At 74.2% G+C, this 17446-nt stretch carries 17 protein-coding genes; 4 read left to right on the top strand and 13 right to left on the bottom strand.

The genetic code is table 11. The features are described from left to right. Nucleotides 1–9 precede the first annotated feature (9 nt). The gene (locus FB458_RS17205; protein WP_211356082.1) at nucleotides 10–888 is read right to left on the bottom strand and encodes an SDR family NAD(P)-dependent oxidoreductase; all 879 of its coding nucleotides are present in this window, start codon (nucleotides 886–888) and stop codon (nucleotides 10–12) included. A 129-nt stretch (nucleotides 889–1017) separates the two neighbouring features. Between FB458_RS17205 and FB458_RS17200 the strand changes: the two genes are divergently transcribed. Beyond that, nucleotides 1018–1671 (top strand): TetR/AcrR family transcriptional regulator, encoded by a 654-nt coding sequence (locus tag FB458_RS17200; protein ID WP_246061321.1) that lies wholly within the window; start codon nucleotides 1018–1020, stop codon nucleotides 1669–1671. Here FB458_RS17200 and FB458_RS17195 read toward each other — a convergent pair. Next, a complete protein-coding gene (locus FB458_RS17195) occupies nucleotides 1668–2558 on the bottom strand; it encodes a MerR family transcriptional regulator (protein ID WP_211356081.1) in 891 nt (296 codons plus the stop codon). The genes FB458_RS17200 and FB458_RS17195 overlap by 4 nt on opposite strands. Nucleotides 2559–2594: 36 nt before the next feature. On the opposite strand from FB458_RS17195, the gene ybaK reads away from it, so the two are divergent. After that, the gene (gene ybaK / locus FB458_RS17190) at nucleotides 2595–3101 is read left to right on the top strand and encodes a Cys-tRNA(Pro) deacylase (protein ID WP_141849577.1); all 507 of its coding nucleotides are present in this window, start codon (nucleotides 2595–2597) and stop codon (nucleotides 3099–3101) included. A 36-nt stretch (nucleotides 3102–3137) separates the two neighbouring features. Here ybaK and FB458_RS17185 read toward each other — a convergent pair whose 3' ends face one another. After that, on the bottom strand, nucleotides 3138–3485 hold the full coding sequence (locus tag FB458_RS17185; protein ID WP_141849576.1) for a hypothetical protein: 348 nt from the start codon (nucleotides 3483–3485) through the stop codon (nucleotides 3138–3140). An 83-nt stretch (nucleotides 3486–3568) separates the two neighbouring features. Then, nucleotides 3569–4024: an Lrp/AsnC family transcriptional regulator gene (locus FB458_RS17180; protein ID WP_141849575.1), complete on the bottom strand. Its 456-nt coding sequence runs from the start codon at nucleotides 4022–4024 to the stop codon at nucleotides 3569–3571. A 39-nt stretch (nucleotides 4025–4063) separates the two neighbouring features. Here FB458_RS17180 and FB458_RS17175 point away from each other — a divergent pair, with 39 nt between their 5' ends. Beyond that, nucleotides 4064–5017 (top strand): 5'-3' exonuclease, encoded by a 954-nt coding sequence (locus tag FB458_RS17175; RefSeq protein WP_246061319.1) that lies wholly within the window; start codon nucleotides 4064–4066, stop codon nucleotides 5015–5017. A 130-nt stretch (nucleotides 5018–5147) separates the two neighbouring features. Here FB458_RS17175 and FB458_RS17170 read toward each other — a convergent pair whose 3' ends face one another. From FB458_RS17170 to icmF, 8 genes are all read right to left on the bottom strand, one after another. Beyond that, nucleotides 5148–5831, bottom strand: coding sequence for a GNAT family N-acetyltransferase (locus FB458_RS17170; RefSeq protein ID WP_141849574.1), 684 nt, complete (start codon nucleotides 5829–5831; stop codon nucleotides 5148–5150). Nucleotides 5832–6045: 214 nt separating this feature from the next. Continuing rightward, entirely contained in the window at nucleotides 6046–7152 is a 1107-nt protein-coding gene (locus FB458_RS17165) for an ABC transporter ATP-binding protein (RefSeq protein ID WP_246061317.1), read from the bottom strand. Then, the gene (locus FB458_RS17160) at nucleotides 7149–8027 is read right to left on the bottom strand and encodes an ABC transporter permease (RefSeq protein ID WP_141849573.1); all 879 of its coding nucleotides are present in this window, start codon (nucleotides 8025–8027) and stop codon (nucleotides 7149–7151) included. Before FB458_RS17160 ends, FB458_RS17165 begins: the two co-directional genes overlap by 4 nt. Then, nucleotides 8024–8818, bottom strand: coding sequence for a molybdate ABC transporter substrate-binding protein (gene modA / locus FB458_RS17155; RefSeq protein WP_141849572.1), 795 nt, complete (start codon nucleotides 8816–8818; stop codon nucleotides 8024–8026). The genes FB458_RS17160 and modA overlap by 4 nt, the downstream gene beginning before the upstream one ends. 39 nt (nucleotides 8819–8857) lie before the next feature. Then, on the bottom strand, nucleotides 8858–9268 hold the full coding sequence (locus FB458_RS17150; RefSeq protein WP_141849571.1) for a TOBE domain-containing protein: 411 nt from the start codon (nucleotides 9266–9268) through the stop codon (nucleotides 8858–8860). Between the two features lie 46 nt (nucleotides 9269–9314). Then, nucleotides 9315–10106 carry a helical backbone metal receptor gene (locus FB458_RS17145; protein WP_141849570.1) on the bottom strand — a complete coding sequence of 264 codons (792 nt, stop codon included), beginning with the start codon at nucleotides 10104–10106 and terminating at the stop codon, nucleotides 9315–9317. Beyond that, nucleotides 10103–10603, bottom strand: a complete 501-nt coding sequence (locus FB458_RS17140; RefSeq protein ID WP_170185721.1) for a thioesterase family protein — start codon at nucleotides 10601–10603, stop codon at nucleotides 10103–10105. Before FB458_RS17140 ends, FB458_RS17145 begins: the two co-directional genes overlap by 4 nt. Then, complete coding sequence (gene icmF, locus FB458_RS17135) at nucleotides 10600–13863, bottom strand: fused isobutyryl-CoA mutase/GTPase IcmF (protein WP_141849568.1); 3264 nt, start codon at nucleotides 13861–13863, stop codon at nucleotides 10600–10602. The genes FB458_RS17140 and icmF overlap by 4 nt, the downstream gene beginning before the upstream one ends. Nucleotides 13864–13948: 85 nt before the next feature. Between icmF and FB458_RS17130 the strand changes: the two genes are divergently transcribed. Further along, nucleotides 13949–14440 (top strand): MarR family winged helix-turn-helix transcriptional regulator, encoded by a 492-nt coding sequence (locus FB458_RS17130; protein ID WP_141849567.1) that lies wholly within the window; start codon nucleotides 13949–13951, stop codon nucleotides 14438–14440. Between the two features lie 100 nt (nucleotides 14441–14540). On the opposite strand, the gene FB458_RS17125 is transcribed toward FB458_RS17130, so the two are convergent. Further along, nucleotides 14541–17438 (bottom strand): DEAD/DEAH box helicase, encoded by a 2898-nt coding sequence (locus FB458_RS17125; RefSeq protein WP_141849566.1) that lies wholly within the window; start codon nucleotides 17436–17438, stop codon nucleotides 14541–14543. Nucleotides 17439–17446 lie beyond the last annotated feature (8 nt).

Below are 17446 nucleotides of genomic sequence, written 5' to 3'. Positions count from 1 at the left end.
CCCGGGCTCTCAGCCGGCCGTGTGCCGCGGCACCACGCGGCGCGCGCCGGTGGCCTGCAGCTGGGTCAGCGCCCGGCCGACGGCCGGCAGGTAGCGCTCGAGCCGCCAGGTGACCTCGGCCATCCCGCCGACGGGGATGATCGCGCGGTTGCGGCGCAGACCGTCGACGGCCTTGTCGGCGACGTACTCGGGGGTGATGAGCCGCGGCTGGAGCAGCTTGATCTGGCGCCGCATGCTCGTGCGCTCGCCCTCGGCCAGGCCGCCGGTGTGGATCTCGTCGAGCAGCGGGGTGTCGACGAAGCCGGGGCACAGGACGCTGACCCGCACGTTGGCCGAGGCGGCCTCGACCCGCAGCGCCGTGGACAGCCCGACGACGGCGTGCTTGGTCGTCGTGTAGGGCAGCATCGCCGGCGCCGTGATGAGGCCGGCCAGCGACGCGGTGTTGAGGATGTGCCCGCGTCCCGCCTCGCGCATCACGGGGTACGCCGCGTTGACGCCGTTGACGACGCCGCCGAGGTTGACCGCCAGGGCGAGGTCCCACTGGGCCTGCTCGAGCTGCTCGTGCAGCCCGCCGACGGCCACCCCCGCGTTGTTGACCATGAGGTCGAGGCCACCGTGCCGGGCGACGGTGTCGCGGACGAGCTCGCGCACGGCGGCCGCGTCGGTGACGTCGAGCCGGACGCCGGTCGCCGACCCCAGCCCGGTCGCGACCCGCTGCGCCTTCGCCTCGTCGAGGTCGGCGACGACGACGTGGCTGCCGCCGGCGGCGAGCTTCGTGGCGATCGCGCGCCCGATCCCCGAGGCGCCCCCCGTGACGATGCTGACCCGCGGGTCGAAGTGGCCCCGGGTGGTGATGCCGAGCCGGGCGGTGAGCGGCAGAGCGGGCACGGGGGTCTCCTTCGAGCGCGGCGGTAGAGTCCGAGGGCGCACCGGGGGCGGCGCGCCGTCAGCTGAAGTTACCATGGGTAAGTTGTGGGCACGAGAGCGTGCTCGCACGAGGACGGATCGGGGACCAGGGTGAGGACGACGGCACGCCGTACCCACGAGGTGGCGGTCCCGCGCCGCCGGATGCCGCGGGCGGAGCGCGAGGCGCAGATCCTGTCCGTCGCCGAGGAGGTCTTCGCCGACCTCGGCTACCAGGCCACGACCATGGACGAGATCGCCGAGCGGGTCGGCGTCACCAAGCCGCTGATCTACGACTACTTCGGGTCGAAGGACGGGCTGCTCATCGCCTGCGTCGACCGCGCCCGCACCCTGCTGGCCGACACGACCGAGGAGGCCCTTCAGCAGCTGCCGCCCGGCGCCCCCGTCGACGAGGTCCTGCGCTGCGGCATCGCCGCGTTCTTCGAGTTCATCGACGAGCACGACCTGGCGTTCCGTCTGCTGCACCAGGAGAGCGCGGCCGCGGTGTCGACCGAGCGCGACGTCGAGCGCATCCGGGCCCAGCAGGGCGCGGTCATCGTCGGGTTCCTGCGCCGCTCCCCCGGCCTCGCCGAGGTGCCCGAGCAGCTCGTCGAGGGGTACGCCGAGGTCGTGGTCGGCGCCTGCGAGCGGGTCGCCGTCTGGCGCACCCACCGTGACGGCGTCACCGCCGCGGACGCGACCGACCTCGTCGTCTCGGCCGTGTGGACCGGGCTGCGCACACTCACCGGCGCGGCGGCGACCGCCTAGCGGTCCCCCTCGTCGGGGTCGCCCACGAGGGCCCCGTCGGGGTCGGTGTCGTCGGGGTCGGTCTCGTCGGGGTCCGTGTCGTCGGGGTCCGTGTCGTCGTCGGCGGTCTCGTCCGGCAGGGCGTCGCGCATCGCCGTGGTGATGGCCGTGCCGAGCGAGTCCTGGAACGCGGCGAGCAGCGCCTGCCCGGCGAGCGGGATGATCTCCTCGAACGACTGCTGCATCCGCGGCCACTGCCGGGCCGGCATCCCGGCGTCGACGAAGTCCTTCCACAGCGAGTCCCAGATGAGCTGCACGAAGAGCCGCGACACCGCGTCCGCGTGCCCGCGCAGCGTCGGCACGATGTCGAGCACCCGCTCGGCCGGGACGCCGGCGGCGATCACCCGCAACCCGGCCCGCACGAGCGTGGGGTTGGCGATCCGCAGCCGCAGGTCCTCGGTCTCCGTGGCGAGGTCGAGGTCGACGAGGCGTCGTACGAGCTCGGGGTCGTAGGCGATCCCGGCCTCGCGGGCCAGCGACCGCGGCTCGACGACCTCCTCCTCGACGCCGTCCCAGGGGCTCATGAGGGCGTGGTAGAGCCCGAGCGCCTGGGTGCCGCTGCCGGGGGCGGCGGTGATGAGCTTCTCGGCGGCGGCCAGCGTGTAGCCCTGGTCGAGCATCTCGCGCACGAGCGTGAGCCGGGCGACGTGGTCGGGTCCGTAGTAACCGGTCCGGCCCTCCAGCCGCGGGGGTGGGAGCAGCCCGCGCGAGGAGTAGGCCCGCACGTTGCGCACCGTCATCCCCGTCTGCGCGGCGAGCTCGTCGACGGTCAGCTCGCCCTCGCGCCGGCCGCGGCGCCGCCGCGGCGGCTCCTCGCTCGACGGGCGGCGGGTCGGTCGGCGGCTCACGGGCGCCACCCTACCGACGGGCGGCATACTCACCGCGTGGCGAGGAAGGCGGTGGCCGGCGGGACCCCGGCGACGGTGGCGCTCGACCGCGGCGGCGTGCCGTGGACGGCGCACCCCTACGAGCACGACCCGGGCGCGGCGTCGTACGGGCTCGAGGCCGCGCAGGCGCTCGGCGTCGAACCGGCGCGGGTCTTCAAGACGCTCCTCGTGCGGCTCGAGCCGGCCGGGGCCGCCCCCGGCGGCCTCGCGGTCGGGGTCGTGCCGGTCGACCGGCAGCTGGACCTCAAGGCGGTCGCGGCGGCCGTGGGCGCGAAGCGCGCGACGATGGCGCCACCCGACGTCGCGGAACGGACGACCGGGTACGTCGTCGGCGGGATCAGCCCGCTGGGGCAGAAGCGGCCGCTGCGCACCGTCGTCGACGTCTCGGCCCTGGCGCACCCGACGGTCTACGTCTCCGGGGGTCGCCGGGGGTTCGACGTCGAGCTCACCGCCGCGGACCTCGTTCGGCTCACCGCCGCCAGCACCGCGCCGATCGCGCGCTGAGGGACGCCGTACGGCGACCTGCGCCGCGTCGAGCGGTCAGGCGTAGGTGTCGAGCCCGCCGGCCGCGGCGGCCTCCTGGGCCCGGCGGGCCTGGTCGGCGAGTGCGTTCGCGAGCGCGCTGGACGCGGTGGCCAGCTCGATGCGCGCTCCCTGCAGGGCGTGGTCGCCGGCCCGCTGGCGCTGCAGCAGGGCCAGCTTGGCCTCGGCGGCCGCGACCATCTTGCGCAGCGCGGCGATGGCGGCCGCCTCCGCGGCGCTGCCGATCGTCGCCGCCGACCCGGTGCCGGCGTGGGCCGGCCGGCCGGACGGACCCGCCCGGTCGGCGGGCGCGGCAGCCGGTCGGGAGGTGACGGAGGTGCTGGTCTCGACGGCGTCGACGGGCATGTCTCTCCTGGGGTCGGGGCCGTTACCTGGTTGGCCCATCGGCCGCTCCGCCCGGATCGTGAGCCGTCCGGCACCTCGTCGCGTCAGGCGTCGTCGTCGCCGTGCTGACCGTGCCGACCCTCCCACGGCGTCGAGAGGACGACGGTGGTGCGGGTGCGGACGTTGGCGGCGCTGCGGATCCGGGCCAGCAGGTCCTCGAGGTCGCCGGGCTGGCCGACCCGCACGAGCAGGACGTAGCTCTCGTCGCCGGCGACGGAGAAGCAGGACTCGATCTCGGGGACGTGCTCGAGCCGCTGCGGGACGTCGTCCGGCGCGGCCGGGTCGAAGGGGGTGACCGCGATGAGCGCGGTGAGCGGCAGCCCGATCGACTCGGGGTCGAGGACGGCGCGGTAACCGCGGATGACGCCACGCTCCTCCAGCCGCCGGACCCGCTGGTGGACGGCCGACGTCGACAGCCCCGTGGCCTTGCCGAGGTCGGTGAAGCTCATCCGCCCGTCGGCGGCGAGCAGGTCGACGAGGCGGCGGTCGAGGCGTTCCACGGCGTCACCCTAGAGGTCGACGGACCCTAGGGTGGGCGCGTGAGCCTCCAGCACCCCGACGAGCGACTGCTGCTGCTCGACTCGGCCAGCCTGTACTTCCGCGCGTTCTTCGGCGTCCCGGACCAGCGCTCGCGCCCCGACGCCCCGCCGAACAACGCGCTGCGCGGGTTCCTCGACATGCTCGCCTCGCTGCTCGAACGCTACCGGCCGACGCACCTGGCGGCGTGCTGGGACGACGACTGGCGACCGGCCTTCCGGGTCGAGGCCATCCCGACGTACAAGGCGCACCGCGTCGCCGAGGGCGGCGGCCCCGACGAGGAGGCCGTCGCGCCCGAGCTCGGGGTGCAGGTGCCGGCCATCGTCGACGCGCTCGCCGCGCTGGGTCTGCCGCGGATCGGGTCGGCGGGGTACGAGGCCGACGACGTCATCGGCACGCTCGCCGAGGCGCACCGCGGGGTGCGGGCGGTCGACGTCGTCACCGGTGACCGCGACCTGTTCCAGCTCGTCGACGACGCCCACGAGGTGCGCGTGGTCTACACCGCGCGCGGCGGCGTGCGGGACTCCGACCTGGTCGACGAGGCGTTCCTGCGGGAGAAGTACGGCGTGGCGTCCGGGGCGGCGTACGCCGACATGGCGACCCTGCGCGGCGACACCAGCGACGGCCTGCCCGGGGTCGCCGGGATCGGCGAGAAGACCGCGGCCAAGCTCATCGCGACGTACGGCGACCTCGCGTCGCTGCGGGCCGCCGTCGACGGCGGCGACCCGGCCATCAAGGGGGCGCAGCGCGCCCGGCTCGAGGCGGCGACGGCGTACCTCGACGCCGCCCCGGCCGTCGTGCAGGTCGCTCGTGACGCGCCCGTGCCCGACGTCGACCTGCGGCTGCCCACCGACGTCGCCGACGTGCGCCTGCTCAGCGAGGTCGCGTCCACGTGGGGCGTCGCGTCCTCGGTCGACCGGGTGCTCACGGCGCTGCGGATCCCCGCGGCCGGCTGACGTCACCCCAGATCGCGGACTGCTGCGGAGGCGGGACGTCGACGTCACCCCGAGATCGCGGACTGCTGCGGGGGCGGGACGTCGACGTCACCCCGGGGACCCGGACTGCTGCCCAGGCGGGAGGTCGACGTCACCCTCGAGTGATGCCCAAGAACCGCCGCAGCTGCTCTGCCCCGTGCACCTCTACCGGGTCCTGCGGCGCGACGTACGTGGCGGGAGTGACCAGGACCCGCTGCTCGTCCACCCCGACAGGCCCGTCGGAGGTCTGCTGCACGATCCGCTCGATCCCGTTGGCGATGTAGCCGACCTTGCGACTGACGGCGGCGGAGGCGTGGTTGCCGGCGATGTAGCCGGATCCACATGACCGGGCACCGAGTTCCTGGAAGGCGAAGCCGACGGCGAGACGGCGCATGAGGGTTCCCGTGCCACGGCCCTGATGCTCCAGTCCGAGCCACGATCCGCTCTCGACGTGCCGGGTCTGGTCAAAGCCGCGGGCCCGCAGGTCCTGCATGCCCACCACCCTGCCCTGGCTCCTGACCACGAGGGCGAGGTGCCACTCCTGCGGCGAGATCGTGCTGCGCTGGCGCCACCACCACGCGAGCGACTCGGTGGGGAATCCGCCGGGCGCCCCCGGGTCGAACGGTTGGGTGTGCCAGTCCCGCAGGAACGGCATGGGCAGACCGGGCGTCTGGACTCCCGATCGGACCAGCTCGACGAGCTCGGGGATGTCCCCGTCGCGCAGGACACGCATCTCGACCGGACCTCCGATGATGCGCAGGGCGAACGGCGGGAAGATCTCCTCGATCGTCAACACCGAACGTCCCCTCACTCATCGATCAGTTCGAGGCCCAGGACGATAGCGGTCGAGGTTGGAGTCGTGCCCTCCGCGGGACGCCGACAGCACTCCCCCCAGCAGTCCGGACTCCGGGCGGGACGTCGACGTCTCTCCTCCGCAGCAGTCCGGGATCGGGATGGGACGTCGACGTCACCTTCCCGCAGCAGCCCGGGATCGGGGCGGGACGTCGACGTCACCCTTGCGCAGCAGTCCGGTTCTGGGCGGGGTAGACGTCGGTCTCGGTGGCCTTCGCGGACAGCCAGACCGGCTGCCCGGGGTGCAGGCCCAGCTCGGCGACGGCGGCGGGGGTGACGTCGACGAAGGCGTGCGGGGGGCCGCCCACCTCGACGCGGACCCGGTCGGTGAGCAGCTCGACGCCCTCGACGGTGCCGGGCCAGACGTTGCGCGCGCTCGTCGGTCCCGGCGCCGCGGTCGACAGGACGACCGCCGACGGGCTCACCGCGGCGAGGACCGCGTCGCCCTCCCGGGCACCCGACCCCGGGTCGAGGGTCCCGGTCACCCGACCGCCACCCTCGAGCTCGACGACACCGGTCCCCACCAGTCGGCCGGACCACAGGTTGAGGCCGACGAGGCGGGCGACGTACTGCGTCGCCGGTCGGCGGGCGACCTGCAGCGGCGTCCCCTCCTGCACGACGCGGCCGCCCTCGAGGACGACGAGCCGGTCGGCGAGGACCATCGCCTCGAGCGGGTCGTGGGTGACGACGAGGACGGGGGCGTCGACGCCGCGCAGGTGCTCGCGCAGCCGGGAGCGCACCTCGAGCCGGGTGCGGGCGTCGAGCGCGGCCAGCGGCTCGTCGAGCAGCAGCAGCCCGGGGTCGACGGCGAGCGCCCGCGCCAGCGCGACCCGCTGCGCCTGACCGCCGGACAGCTCGGCGGGCCGGCGGTGCTCGAGCCCCTCGAGCCCGAGCCGGCGCAGCAGGTCACCGGCGGTGGCACGGGCGGCGGGGCGTCGTACGCCGCGGGCACGGGGACCGAAGGCGACGTTGTCGAGCGCGTCGAGGTGCGGGAAGAGCCGGTAGTCCTGGAAGACGAGCCCCACCGGGCGGACCGCGGGCGGCACGAACACGGCGGTCGACGGCTCGTCGAGGACCCGCCCACCGAGCGCGAGCCGGCCGCCGGTCAGCGGCTGCAGCCCGGCGAGGGCGCGCAGCAGCGTCGACTTGCCGGCGCCGTTGGGACCGAGGACGCCGACGACCTCGCCCGGCTGGGCGGTGAGCTCGACGTCGAGGACGAAGCCGTTCCGCCGTACGACGACCCGGGCGTCCAGCGTCGCGCTCACGCCGCCGGCCCCGCCCGCAGCCAGCGGTCGCGCAGCGCGACGAGGACGACGACCGAGACGAGCAGCAGCACGACGGAGAGCGCCACCGCCGCGTCGAGGTCGTCCTCGAGGGCGAGGTAGACCTTGATCGGCATCGTCTGGGTCACCCCGGGCGTGCTGCCGGCGAAGGTGATCGTGGCACCGAACTCCCCCAGCGCCCGCGCGAACGCCAGCACCCCTCCGGCGAGCAGCGACGGCCCGACGAGCGGCAACGTCACCCTCCGGAACGTCGTGAGCCGCGAGGCGCCCAGCGTCGCGGCCGCCTCCTCGTAGCCGGGGTCGGCGGAGCGGAAGGCGCCCTCGACGGTGACGACGAGGAACGGCATGGCGACGAACGCCTCGGCGACGACGACCCCCCAGACGGTGAAGGGCAGCGAGAACCCGGTCCACCGGTAGACCCACTCCCCCACCAGCCCGGTCCGGCCGAGCGCGAGCAGCAGCGCCACCCCGCCGACGACCGGGGGCAGGACGAGCGGCAGCGTCACCAGCGCACGCAGCACGCTCGTCAGCCGTCCGCTGCCGCGCGCGAGGAACCACGCGAGGGGCACGCCGAGGACGAAGGAGACGATCGTCGCGCCGGACGCGCACAGCAGCGACAGCCGCAGCGCGTCGAGGACGGCGGCGTCGGCGAGCACCTGCCCCATCCGCGACCACGGGGCCCGGACGAGCAGCGCCAGCAGCGGGACCAGCAGGAACGCGACGCCCAGTGCGGCGGGGACCCCGAGCGGCCACGGTACGGCGCCCCGTCGGCGCAGGGCGGCGACGTCGCGGCCCGAGCGCTCCGCCGTCCGGCCCGCGGACGCTCGCTCCGGGGACGGCGCCGGCACCCCGCTCAGGGCGCCTCGAAGCCGGCCGCGGTCAGCGCCTGGGTCCCTGCGGACGACAGCACGTAGGCCGTGAAGGCCGCCGCCGCCGTCGGATTGGGCGCCTTGTTCAGCGTCGCGATGGGGTAGCTCGTCGAGGCGTTGACGTCGCTCGGGATCTCGACGCCCGTGACCTTGGTGCCCGCGGCCTTGACGTCGGTGACGTAGACGACGCCGGCGTCGACCTCGCCGAGCTGGACCTTCGTGAGGACGGCCTTGACGTCCGTCTCGTCGCTGACCGGCGTGACCGAGACCTTGGCGTTGGTGAGGACCTGGCGGGCGACCTTGCCGCAGGGCACCTGGGCCTGGCAGAGGGCCACCTTGACCCCGCTGCGCCCCAGGTCGGCGACGGCGGCGACCTTCCCCGGGTTCGACGGAGGGACGGCGATCTCCATGACGTTCTTGGCGAAGGTCGTCGGGTTCGACGCGTCCCCGGCCTTGACGACGGCGTCCATGTTCGTCGGGCTGGCGGAGGCGAAGACGTCGGCGGGGTTGCCCTGGGTGATCGACGTGGCGAGACCGGAGCTCGGGCCGAAGTTGAACGTGACCTGCACGCCCGGGTGCGCCTGCTCGAAGGCCGTGCCGAGCGCGGTGAACGACTCCTTGAGCGAGGCCGCCGCGAAGACCGTGACCGTCCCCGACAGCGCGCTCGAGGAGGTGCCCGCGCCGCTGGTGCCCCCGGCGGCGGGGCTGCTGCCGCCGCCGCAGCCGGCGAGCAGCAGGGCGGCGACCGCGGGGACGGCGAGGACGAGACGGTGGCGCAACGGTGCTCCCAGGGTCGGGACGGACTCGGACGGGGTGGCTCAGCGCCGCGAGGGGACCTCGACGACGACGTTGGTCGACTTGACCGCGGCGATGGCGAGGACGCCGGGCTCGAGCCGCAGCTCGTCGGCGGCCTCGCGGCTCATCAGCGAGACGATCCGGTGACCGCCGGACTGGATCTCGACCTGGGCCATGACGGTGTCGCGCACGACCCGGGTGACGAGTCCGACGAACCGGTTGCGGGCCGACTCGGCATGCACGGGGCCCGGCGACGGGTGCTCGGTCCCCGCGGCCAGCTCCTGCGCGAACGCGGCGAGCACCGTCCCCTCGACGGCCTGCCGCCCCGCGGCGTCGCTCGTCACCGGCAGCCGGCCGGCCTCGACCCAGCGCCGCAGCGTGTCGTCCGAGACCCCCAGCAGCTCGGCGGCCTCGCGGACTCGGTAGGTGGGCACGACGGCACTCTAACCGCAGATGCGGCGCTGGCGCGCGGATATCTCCTCAGGTGCCGCCCGCGATCGTCACCACCCGCTCGAGCTCGGCCCGAGCGCCGACGAGCGACGGGCCGTACCACGTGAGCAGTCGCCCGCTGACCAGCGCCGTCGGCACCCGCCGGAACGCCTCGGGGCCGTCGGCGGCGGTGAAGACGTAGGGCTCGTCGGGCAGCAGCACGCGGTCGACCCGGTCCGGGTCGTCGACCTCGGTCACCTCGACGGAGGGGTAGCGCCCCCGCTCGCCCGCGTCCGCGAACGCGTTGCGGCACCCGAGCCGCGCGAGCACGTCGCCGGTGAAGGTGCCGGGCCCGACGACCATCCACGGGTCCCGCCACACCGGTACGGCGACCCGCGGGGCGCCGGACGGGGTCGTGGTGGGCGGCGCCGCCCACACCCGTTCGGCCTCCTCGAGCCACTCGGGCACCTCCCACCGCAGCCCCTCGAGCAGCAGCCTGCGCATCGCGGTGAAGGCCTCGTCGAGGGTCTCGACGACGGTGACCCACACCGGCACCCCGGCCTCGCGCAGCCGGCGGACGTCGAGCTCGCGGTTCTCCTCGCGGTTGGCGACCACGAGGTCGGGGGCGAGGTCGACGATGCGGCGCACGTCGGGGTTCTTCGTGCCACGGACCCGGACGACGTCGAGGTCCGCGGGGTGGGTGCACCAGTCGGTCGCGCCGACGACGGCCTCGCGGCGGGTGGCGACCAGCGCCTCGGTGAGCGACGGGACGAGCGAGACCACCCGCGCCGCCGGCCCCGCGACGGGGACCGGTGCGCGGAGGTCGTCGTACGGCGTGCTCACCGCCGGCGGACCCCCATCGTCCCGGTCACCGGCGGGGTCCAGCCGAGGCGGCCGGCCGCGATGCCGCGGTCGAGCGCGCCGCCGACGTCGTCCGGGACCGGGGTGGCCCGCCGCGTCGCCATCGAGACGTGGACGTACGTGACCTCGAGGACGCAGGCCAGCCGGTCGTGGGTCTCGTCGAGGACGTAGGACAGGGCGTGCAGGACCGTGTCCGAGCGGTCGAGCAGCTGCGGCCGCACGGTGAAGCGGTCGCCGAGCCGCATCTCGGCGAGGTAGCGCAGGTGGTGCTCGACGGTGAAGAAGCTCAGGCCCCGGCGGTCGATGTAGTCGCGGTCGACGCCGGCCTGCTGCATCGTCTCCCACACGGCGTAGGCCGCCGGGTGGAAGTAGTGCGCGATGTTGAGGTGGCCGTTCTCGTCGACGACGTCGGGCGTCACCTCGCGGTCGGCCTGCGCCGGGAGGGCCCGGACCTGGTCGGCGGTGGGGAGGTCGCTCACACGTTGCGACGGTACGCGCCGCCGACCTCGAAGAACGCCTCGGTCACCTGCTGGAGCGAGCAGACCCGCGCCGCGTCCATGAGCGCGGCGAAGACGTTGCCCTCGCCCTGCGGGTGGGTCGCGACCTCCTTGAGCCGGGCCAGCGCCTCCTGCGCGTCGACGCGGTGCGTCTCCTGGAAGGCGCGCACCCGGTCCAGCTGGCCGCGCTTCTCGTCCTCGGTGGCCCGGGCCAGGGCGACGGTCGGCGCGGGCGCCCCGGCCTCGTCGGCGTGCGGGTTACGGAAGGTGTTGACGCCGATGACGGGCAGGGACCCGTCGTGCTTGCGCTGCTCGTAGAGCATCGACTCGTCCTGGATGCGGCCGCGCTGGTAGCCGGTCTCCATCGCGCCGAGGACGCCGCCGCGCTCGGTGATGGCGTCGAACTCGCGCAGCACCGCCTCCTCGACGAGGTCGGTCAGCTCGTCGACGACGAACGAGCCCTGGAGCGGGTTCTCGTTCATCGCCAGGCCCCACTCCTTGTTGATGACGAGCTGGATGGCCAGCGCGCGGCGCACCGACTCCTCGGTCGGGGTGGTGACCGCCTCGTCGTAGGCGTTGGTGTGCAACGAGTTCGCGTTGTCGTAGATCGCGGTGAGGGCCTGCAGCGTCGTCCGGATGTCGTTGAACGCCATCTCCTGCGCGTGCAGCGAGCGCCCCGACGTCTGCACGTGGTACTTGAGCTTCTGGCTGCGCTCGGCGGCGCCGTACCGCTCCTTCATCGCGACCGCCCAGATGCGGCGGGCGACCCGGCCGAGCACGGTGTACTCGGGGTCCATCCCGTTGCTGAAGAAGAACGACAGGTTGGGCGCGAAGTCGTCGACCGCCATCCCGCGGGCGAGGTAGGCCTCGACGTACGTGAAGCCGTTGGCGAGGGTGAAGGCGAGCTGGCTGATGGGGTTCGCCCCGGCCTCGGCGATGTGGTAGCCCGAGATGGAGACCGAGTAGAAGTTGCGGACCCCTTCCTGGATGAACCATTCCTGGATATCGGCCATGCAGCGCAGCGAGAACTCGGTGGAGAACAGGCAGGTGTTCTGGCCCTGGTCCTCCTTGAGGATGTCGGCCTGCACGGTGCCGCGGACGGTCTGCAGGGTGCACCGGCGCACCTCGGCCGCCTCCTCGGCGGAGGGCTCGCGACCCTCGCGCTCGCGGAACACGTCGATCTGCTGGTCGACGGCGGTGTTGAGGAAGAAGGCGAGGACGGTCGGCGCGGGGCCGTTGATCGTCATCGAGACCGACGTCGTCGGCGAGACGAGGTCGAAGCCGGAGTAGAGCGCCTTCATGTCGTCGAGGGTCGCGACGGAGACGCCGGAGGTGCCGACCTTGCCGTAGATGTCGGGGCGCGGGTCGGGGTCGCGGCCGTAGAGGGTCACCGAGTCGAACGCCGTCGACAGCCGGGTCGCCGGCTGCCCCTCGGAGAGGAGGTGGAAGCGGCGGTTGGTGCGGAACGGGTCGCCCTCGCCGGCGAACATCCGCGCCGGGTCCTCGCCGTCGCGCTTGAAGGGGAAGACCCCGGCGGTGAAGGGGAAGTGGCCGGGCAGGTTCTCGCGGCGCAGGAAGGAGAGCAGCTCGCCGTGGTCGGCGTAGCGCGGCAGGCTCACCCGCGGCACGAGCGAGCCGGACAGCGACTCGCGGCGCAGCGTCGTGCGGATCTCTTTGTCCCGCACGCGGACCACCTGCTCGTCGCCGGAGTAGGCCTCGACGACCGCGGGCCACCCGTCGAGCTGCTCGCGGACCTCGCGGGGCAGGTCGCCGTACGACGCCTCGGCGCGGCGGGCGACCTCGTCGGCCGCGGTCACCCCGTCCGCCGCGAGCTCGTCGGCGACGGCGCGCAGCCGCTGCGCGCGGCGGGCCTGCTCCACGAGCTCACCCGTGCGGCGGTGGTAGCCGCGGACGGTGTCGGCGACCTCGGCGAGGTAGCGGACCCGGTCGGCCGGGACGACGGCGTGCGAGCCGCTGGAGTGCCGGACGTCGACGTGCGGCAGGACGCCCTCGGCGAGCGGCATCCCCTCCTCGCGCAGCATCCCCGCGACGTGCTGGTAGAGCGCGGTGACGCCGTCGTCGTTGAAGGTCGCCGCCGACGTGCCGAAGACCGGCATGTCCTCGGGGCGCTTCCCGAAGGCCTCGCGGTTGCGCACGAGCTGGCGGCCGACGTCACGCAGCGCGTCCTTGGCGCCGCGCCGCTCGAACTTGTTGATGGCGACGACGTCGGCGAAGTCGAGCATGTCGATCTTCTCGAGCTGGCTGGCCGCGCCGAACTCCGGCGTCATGACGTACATCGCGTGGTCGACGAGCGGCACGATGCCGGCGTCGCCCTGACCGATGCCGGGGGTCTCGACGACGAGCAGGTCGTAGCCCGCGGCCTTGACGAGGTCGAGGACGAGCGGCAGCGCCTCGGGGACCTCGCGGCCGCCGCGGGTGGCGAGCGAGCGGAAGAAGACCCGGTCGCCGTCGAGGCTGTTCATCCGGATGCGGTCGCCGAGCAGCGCGCCGCCGCCCTTGCGCCGGGTCGGGTCGACGGCCACGACGGCGATCCGCAGCTTGTCCTGCTGGTCGGTGCGGAAGCGTCGGACCAGCTCGTCGGTGAGCGAGGACTTGCCCGAGCCACCGGTGCCGGTGATGCCGAGGACCTTGGTGCCGGCCGACGCCGCGGCTTCGCGGACCCCGGCGACGAAGGCGTCGTCGAGCAGGCCGGTCTCGGCCGCGGTGACCGCCCGGGCCAGCGCCGCCCGGTCGCCCGTGCGCAGCGCGTCGAGGTGCGGGGCGCCGGCCTCGACGAGGTCGGTGTCGCACAGGCGCACCATCTGGTTGACCATCCCGGCCAGCCCCCAGCGCTGGCCGTCCTCCGGGGAGAAGATCGTCACGCCCGCCGCACGCAGCCGGGCGATCTCCTCGGGGACGATGACCCCGCCCCCGCCGCCGAAGACCTTGACGTGCCCCGCGCCCTGCTCGCGCAGCCGCTCGACGAGGTACTCGAAGTACTCGACGTGTCCGCCCTGGTAGGAGCTGATCGCGACGCCCTGCACGTCCTCCTCGACGGCGGCGTCGACGACCTCGTGGACGGCGCGGTTGTGCCCGAGGTGGACGACCTCGCAGCCCTGGCTCTGCAGGATCCGCCGCATGATGTTGATCGACGCGTCGTGCCCGTCGAACAGTGCCGAGGCGGTGACGAAGCGCACGGGCCGGGTCGGCACGTGCAGCTCGGCGGGGGTGGGCTGGGACACGGGGTCCTCCGGGGCGTCGTACGGCAGCGGTGCTCGGACAGTCGATAGTAGGACATCCAACTATCGGCTGGCTACGCTCGCCCCCATGCTCGACTTCGACCCGGTCGACCGCGCCGGCGACCTGTGGGAGCGGCACTTCGGTGACGCCACGGCGATGCGCTTCGTCACCTCGGTGATGCGCGCGCAGCAGATCCTCCTGGCGACCCTCGACGCCACCCTCAAGCCGTACGGCGTCACGTTCGCCCGGTACGAGGTCCTCGTCCTCCTGCACTTCTCGCGCGACGGGCGGCTGCCGCTGTCGAAGATCGGCCAGCGCCTGCAGGTGCACCCGACGTCGGTGACCAACGCCATCGACCGGCTCGTCGCCGCTGGGCTCGTCGACCGGGCCGCCGACGAGACCGACCGGCGCCGGGTCTTCGCCTCGCTCACCCCGCGCGGCACGCAGGTCGTCACCGACGCGACGGCCGCGCTCATGGGGCTGGAGTTCGGCGTCGTCGGCCTCGACGACGAGGACCAGACCCGCGGCTTCGACCTGCTGCGCGGCCTGCGCGCCGCGGCCGGCGACTTCCGGGACTAGGAACCCCACTTGTTGCTGCTTTCTGACGCTCAGCTGGTCGGCGCACCCACAGCGGAACGGTCAGAAAGCAGCAACAAGTGGGGTGTTCCTGGGGTGCTGCTCAGTCGACGCGGTCGGCGGCGACGACGCCGCGCAGGACCTTGTCGACGGCGGCCTGCGCCGTGGCCCGGAACACCGGGCTCGGGGCGGCGTCGGCGAGCTGGTCGAGGACGTCGACGATCTGCTTGCACCGGCGCACGAAGTCGCCGGCGGCGATCTCGCTGTCGCGCAGCACCGTCTCGAGCCGCGCGCCCGAGGCCCAGCGGTGCACCATCCACGCCATGCCGCCCTCGGGGGCCGGGGTGCGCGGCAGGTCGTGCTGGTCCTGGGCGTCCTCGAGCCGGCTCCACACCCCGACGGTCGCGTGCCAGGCCTCGGCCACGTCGTCGTTCGGCATCCGCGGCGCGACCTCGACCTCCTCGCGGCGCGGCTCGTGGACGAGCGTCGAGACGAGCGCGGCGAGCCCGGCGGGGTCGAGCCGCTGCCAGACGCCCTGGCGCAGGCACTCGGCCGTGAGCAGGTCCTTCTCGCCGTAGAGGCGGCGCAGCCGCTCCCCCGCCGGCGTGACCCGGGTGCCGTCCTCGTCGAGGTAGCCCAGCTCCTCGAGCAGGTCGCAGATCCGGTCGAAGGTCCGCGCGACGCTGCCGGTGCGCCCCTCGACCTTGCGCCGCAGGCCGTCGGTCTCACGGGTGAGCCGCCACCACCGCTCGGCCCACCGGGCGTGCGTCTCCCGGTCGGGGCACTGGTGGCACGGGTGCGCGCGGATCCGCCGGCGCAGCTCCTCGACCTCGGCCGCCTCGGCGGCCGCCGTGGCCGCGACGGCCCTGCGCGACGGGGGCGGGTCGTGCGGCACGGCGACCCGCAGCGACGTCGCGAGGTCGCGCCGCTCCTTGGGGCTCTTGGCGTTGAAGCCCTTGGGCACCCGCAGCGTCGTCACCGGCTCGACCGGGGTCGGGACGTCGTCGAGGGTGAGCCGCCACAGCTTGCGGTCGTGCGTGACGACGCTCGGCGCGCCGTGCTCCCCGCGCGCCCCGCGCGGGGTCGCGACGACGACGGCCCAGCCCTCGCGCCGCCCCGACGGGATCTTGATGACGTCGCCGACCTTGAGCGCCTCGAGGCTGATCGCCGCCTCCGTCCGACGGCTCGCGGCGCGCTGCTTCGCGGCGTCCTTCTCCAGCCGCTGGAGCTGGTGGCGCAGGGCGGCGTACTCGGAGAAGTCGCCGAGGTGGCAGGTCATCGCCTCGGCGTAGCCGGCGAGGGCTTCCTCGTTGCGGCGGATCGTGCGCGCGTGCCCGACCATCGACCGGTCGGCCTGGAACTGCGCGAACGACGTCTCGAGGATCGCCGCCGCCGGCTCGCGCCCCACCCGGGCGACGAGGTTGACGGCCATGTTCGACGTCGGCCGGAAGCTCGAGCGCAGCGGGTAGGTGCGGGTCGAGGCCAGACCGGCGACGCCGAGCGGGTCGAGCCCCCGCTTCCACAGCACGACGGCGTGGCCCTCGACGTCGATCCCGCGCCGGCCGGCGCGACCGGTCAGCTGGGTGTACTCGGCCGGCGTGATGTCGACGTGCGCCTCGCCGTTGAACTTCACCAGCCGCTCGAGCACGACGGTGCGCGCGGGCATGTTGATCCCCAGCGCCAGGGTCTCGGTGGCGAACACCGCCCGCACCCGCCCGGCGGTGAACAGCTCCTCGACGACCTCGCGGAAGGTCGGCAGCATCCCTGCGTGGTGGGCGGCGAACCCGCGGGTCAGACCCTCGACGAAGTCCCAGTAGCCGATGACCGACAGGTCCTCGTCGGCCAGTGCCGAGACCCGCTCCTCCACCAGATGCCGGATCCGCTCGCCCTCGGCCTCCTCGACGAGCCGGACGTCGTCGGCGAGCAGCTGCGCGACGGCGGCCTCGCAGCCGGCGCGGCTGAAGATGAAGGTGATCGCCGGCAGCAGCCCGTCGCGATCGAGCCGCGACAGCACCTCGGCCCGCGACGGCCCGCCACCCGGGCGCGACCCCACGGAGGCGTTGACCGACGAGCGCGAGGACGAGGCGCCGTACGACGAGCCGTGCGACGGCCCGGGGCCACCGCGGCCCCGTGGCCCGCCGCGGCCGGCCCGCCCCTGCCGTACGGCGCGCTGCCAGCCGCCCTGCTCCTCGCGCTGGCGCCGGGAGACGGCGCCCACGGCGGCGAGCAGGTCGGGGCTGACCCGGGCGGTCGCACCGGCGCGCAGCTCGTCCTCGCGGCCGTCGTCGGCGTTGCTGGGGTCGAACACCTCGTCGACGAACAGGTCGAAGAGGTCGCGGCCGACCATCATGTGCTGCCACAGCGGCACCGGACGGTGCTCGGAGACGACGACGTCGACCGCGCCGCGCACCTCCTTCAGCCAGGCGCCGAACTCCTCGGCGTTGCTCACCGTCGCCGACAGCGAGGCGACCAGCACCTGCGGGGGCAGGTGGATGATCACCTCCTCCCAGACGGCGCCGCGGAACCGGTCGGCGAGGTAGTGCACCTCGTCCATGACGACGTAGCCGAGCCCCTCGAGGGTGGGCGAGGCGCCGTACAGCATGTTGCGCAGCACCTCGGTCGTCATGACGACGACCGGCGCCTCGCTGTTGACCGACGAGTCGCCGGTGAGCAGCCCGACCTTGTCGGCGCCGTGGCGGCGCGCGAGGTCCTGGTACTTCTGGTTCGACAGCGCCTTGATCGGCGTCGTGTAGAACGCCTTGCGGCCGGTGGCGAGTGCGAGGTGGACGGCGAACTCCCCGACGACGGTCTTGCCGGCCCCGGTCGGGGCGGCGACGAGGACCCCGCGCCCGGCCTCGAGGGCTCGGCACCCCTCGAGCTGGAAGTCGTCGAGGGGGAAGTCGAACCCGGCGGCGAACCGGTCGAGCTCGGCGTGGGAGGGCTGCTCGCGCTCGCGGCGCGACCGCTCCATCGCCGCGGCGTACCGGTCGGCAGCGGACATGCCGTCAC

Source organism: Lapillicoccus jejuensis, assembly GCF_006715055.1.
GTDB lineage: Bacteria > Actinomycetota > Actinomycetes > Actinomycetales > Dermatophilaceae > Lapillicoccus > Lapillicoccus jejuensis.
This window is presented reverse-complemented; position numbering and strand designations above follow the sequence as displayed.

What these genes read in the sequence shown, in the direction of transcription:
- FB458_RS17185 (WP_141849576.1), bottom strand. Translation starts at nt 3,485, where the DNA reads ATGCCCGTCGACGCCGTCGAGACCAGCACCTCCGTCACCTCCCGACCG.
- FB458_RS17130 (WP_141849567.1), top strand. Translation starts at nt 13,949, where the DNA reads ATGCTCGACTTCGACCCGGTCGACCGCGCCGGCGACCTGTGGGAGCGG.
- FB458_RS17125 (WP_141849566.1), bottom strand. Translation starts at nt 17,438, where the DNA reads ATGTCCGCTGCCGACCGGTACGCCGCGGCGATGGAGCGGTCGCGCCGC.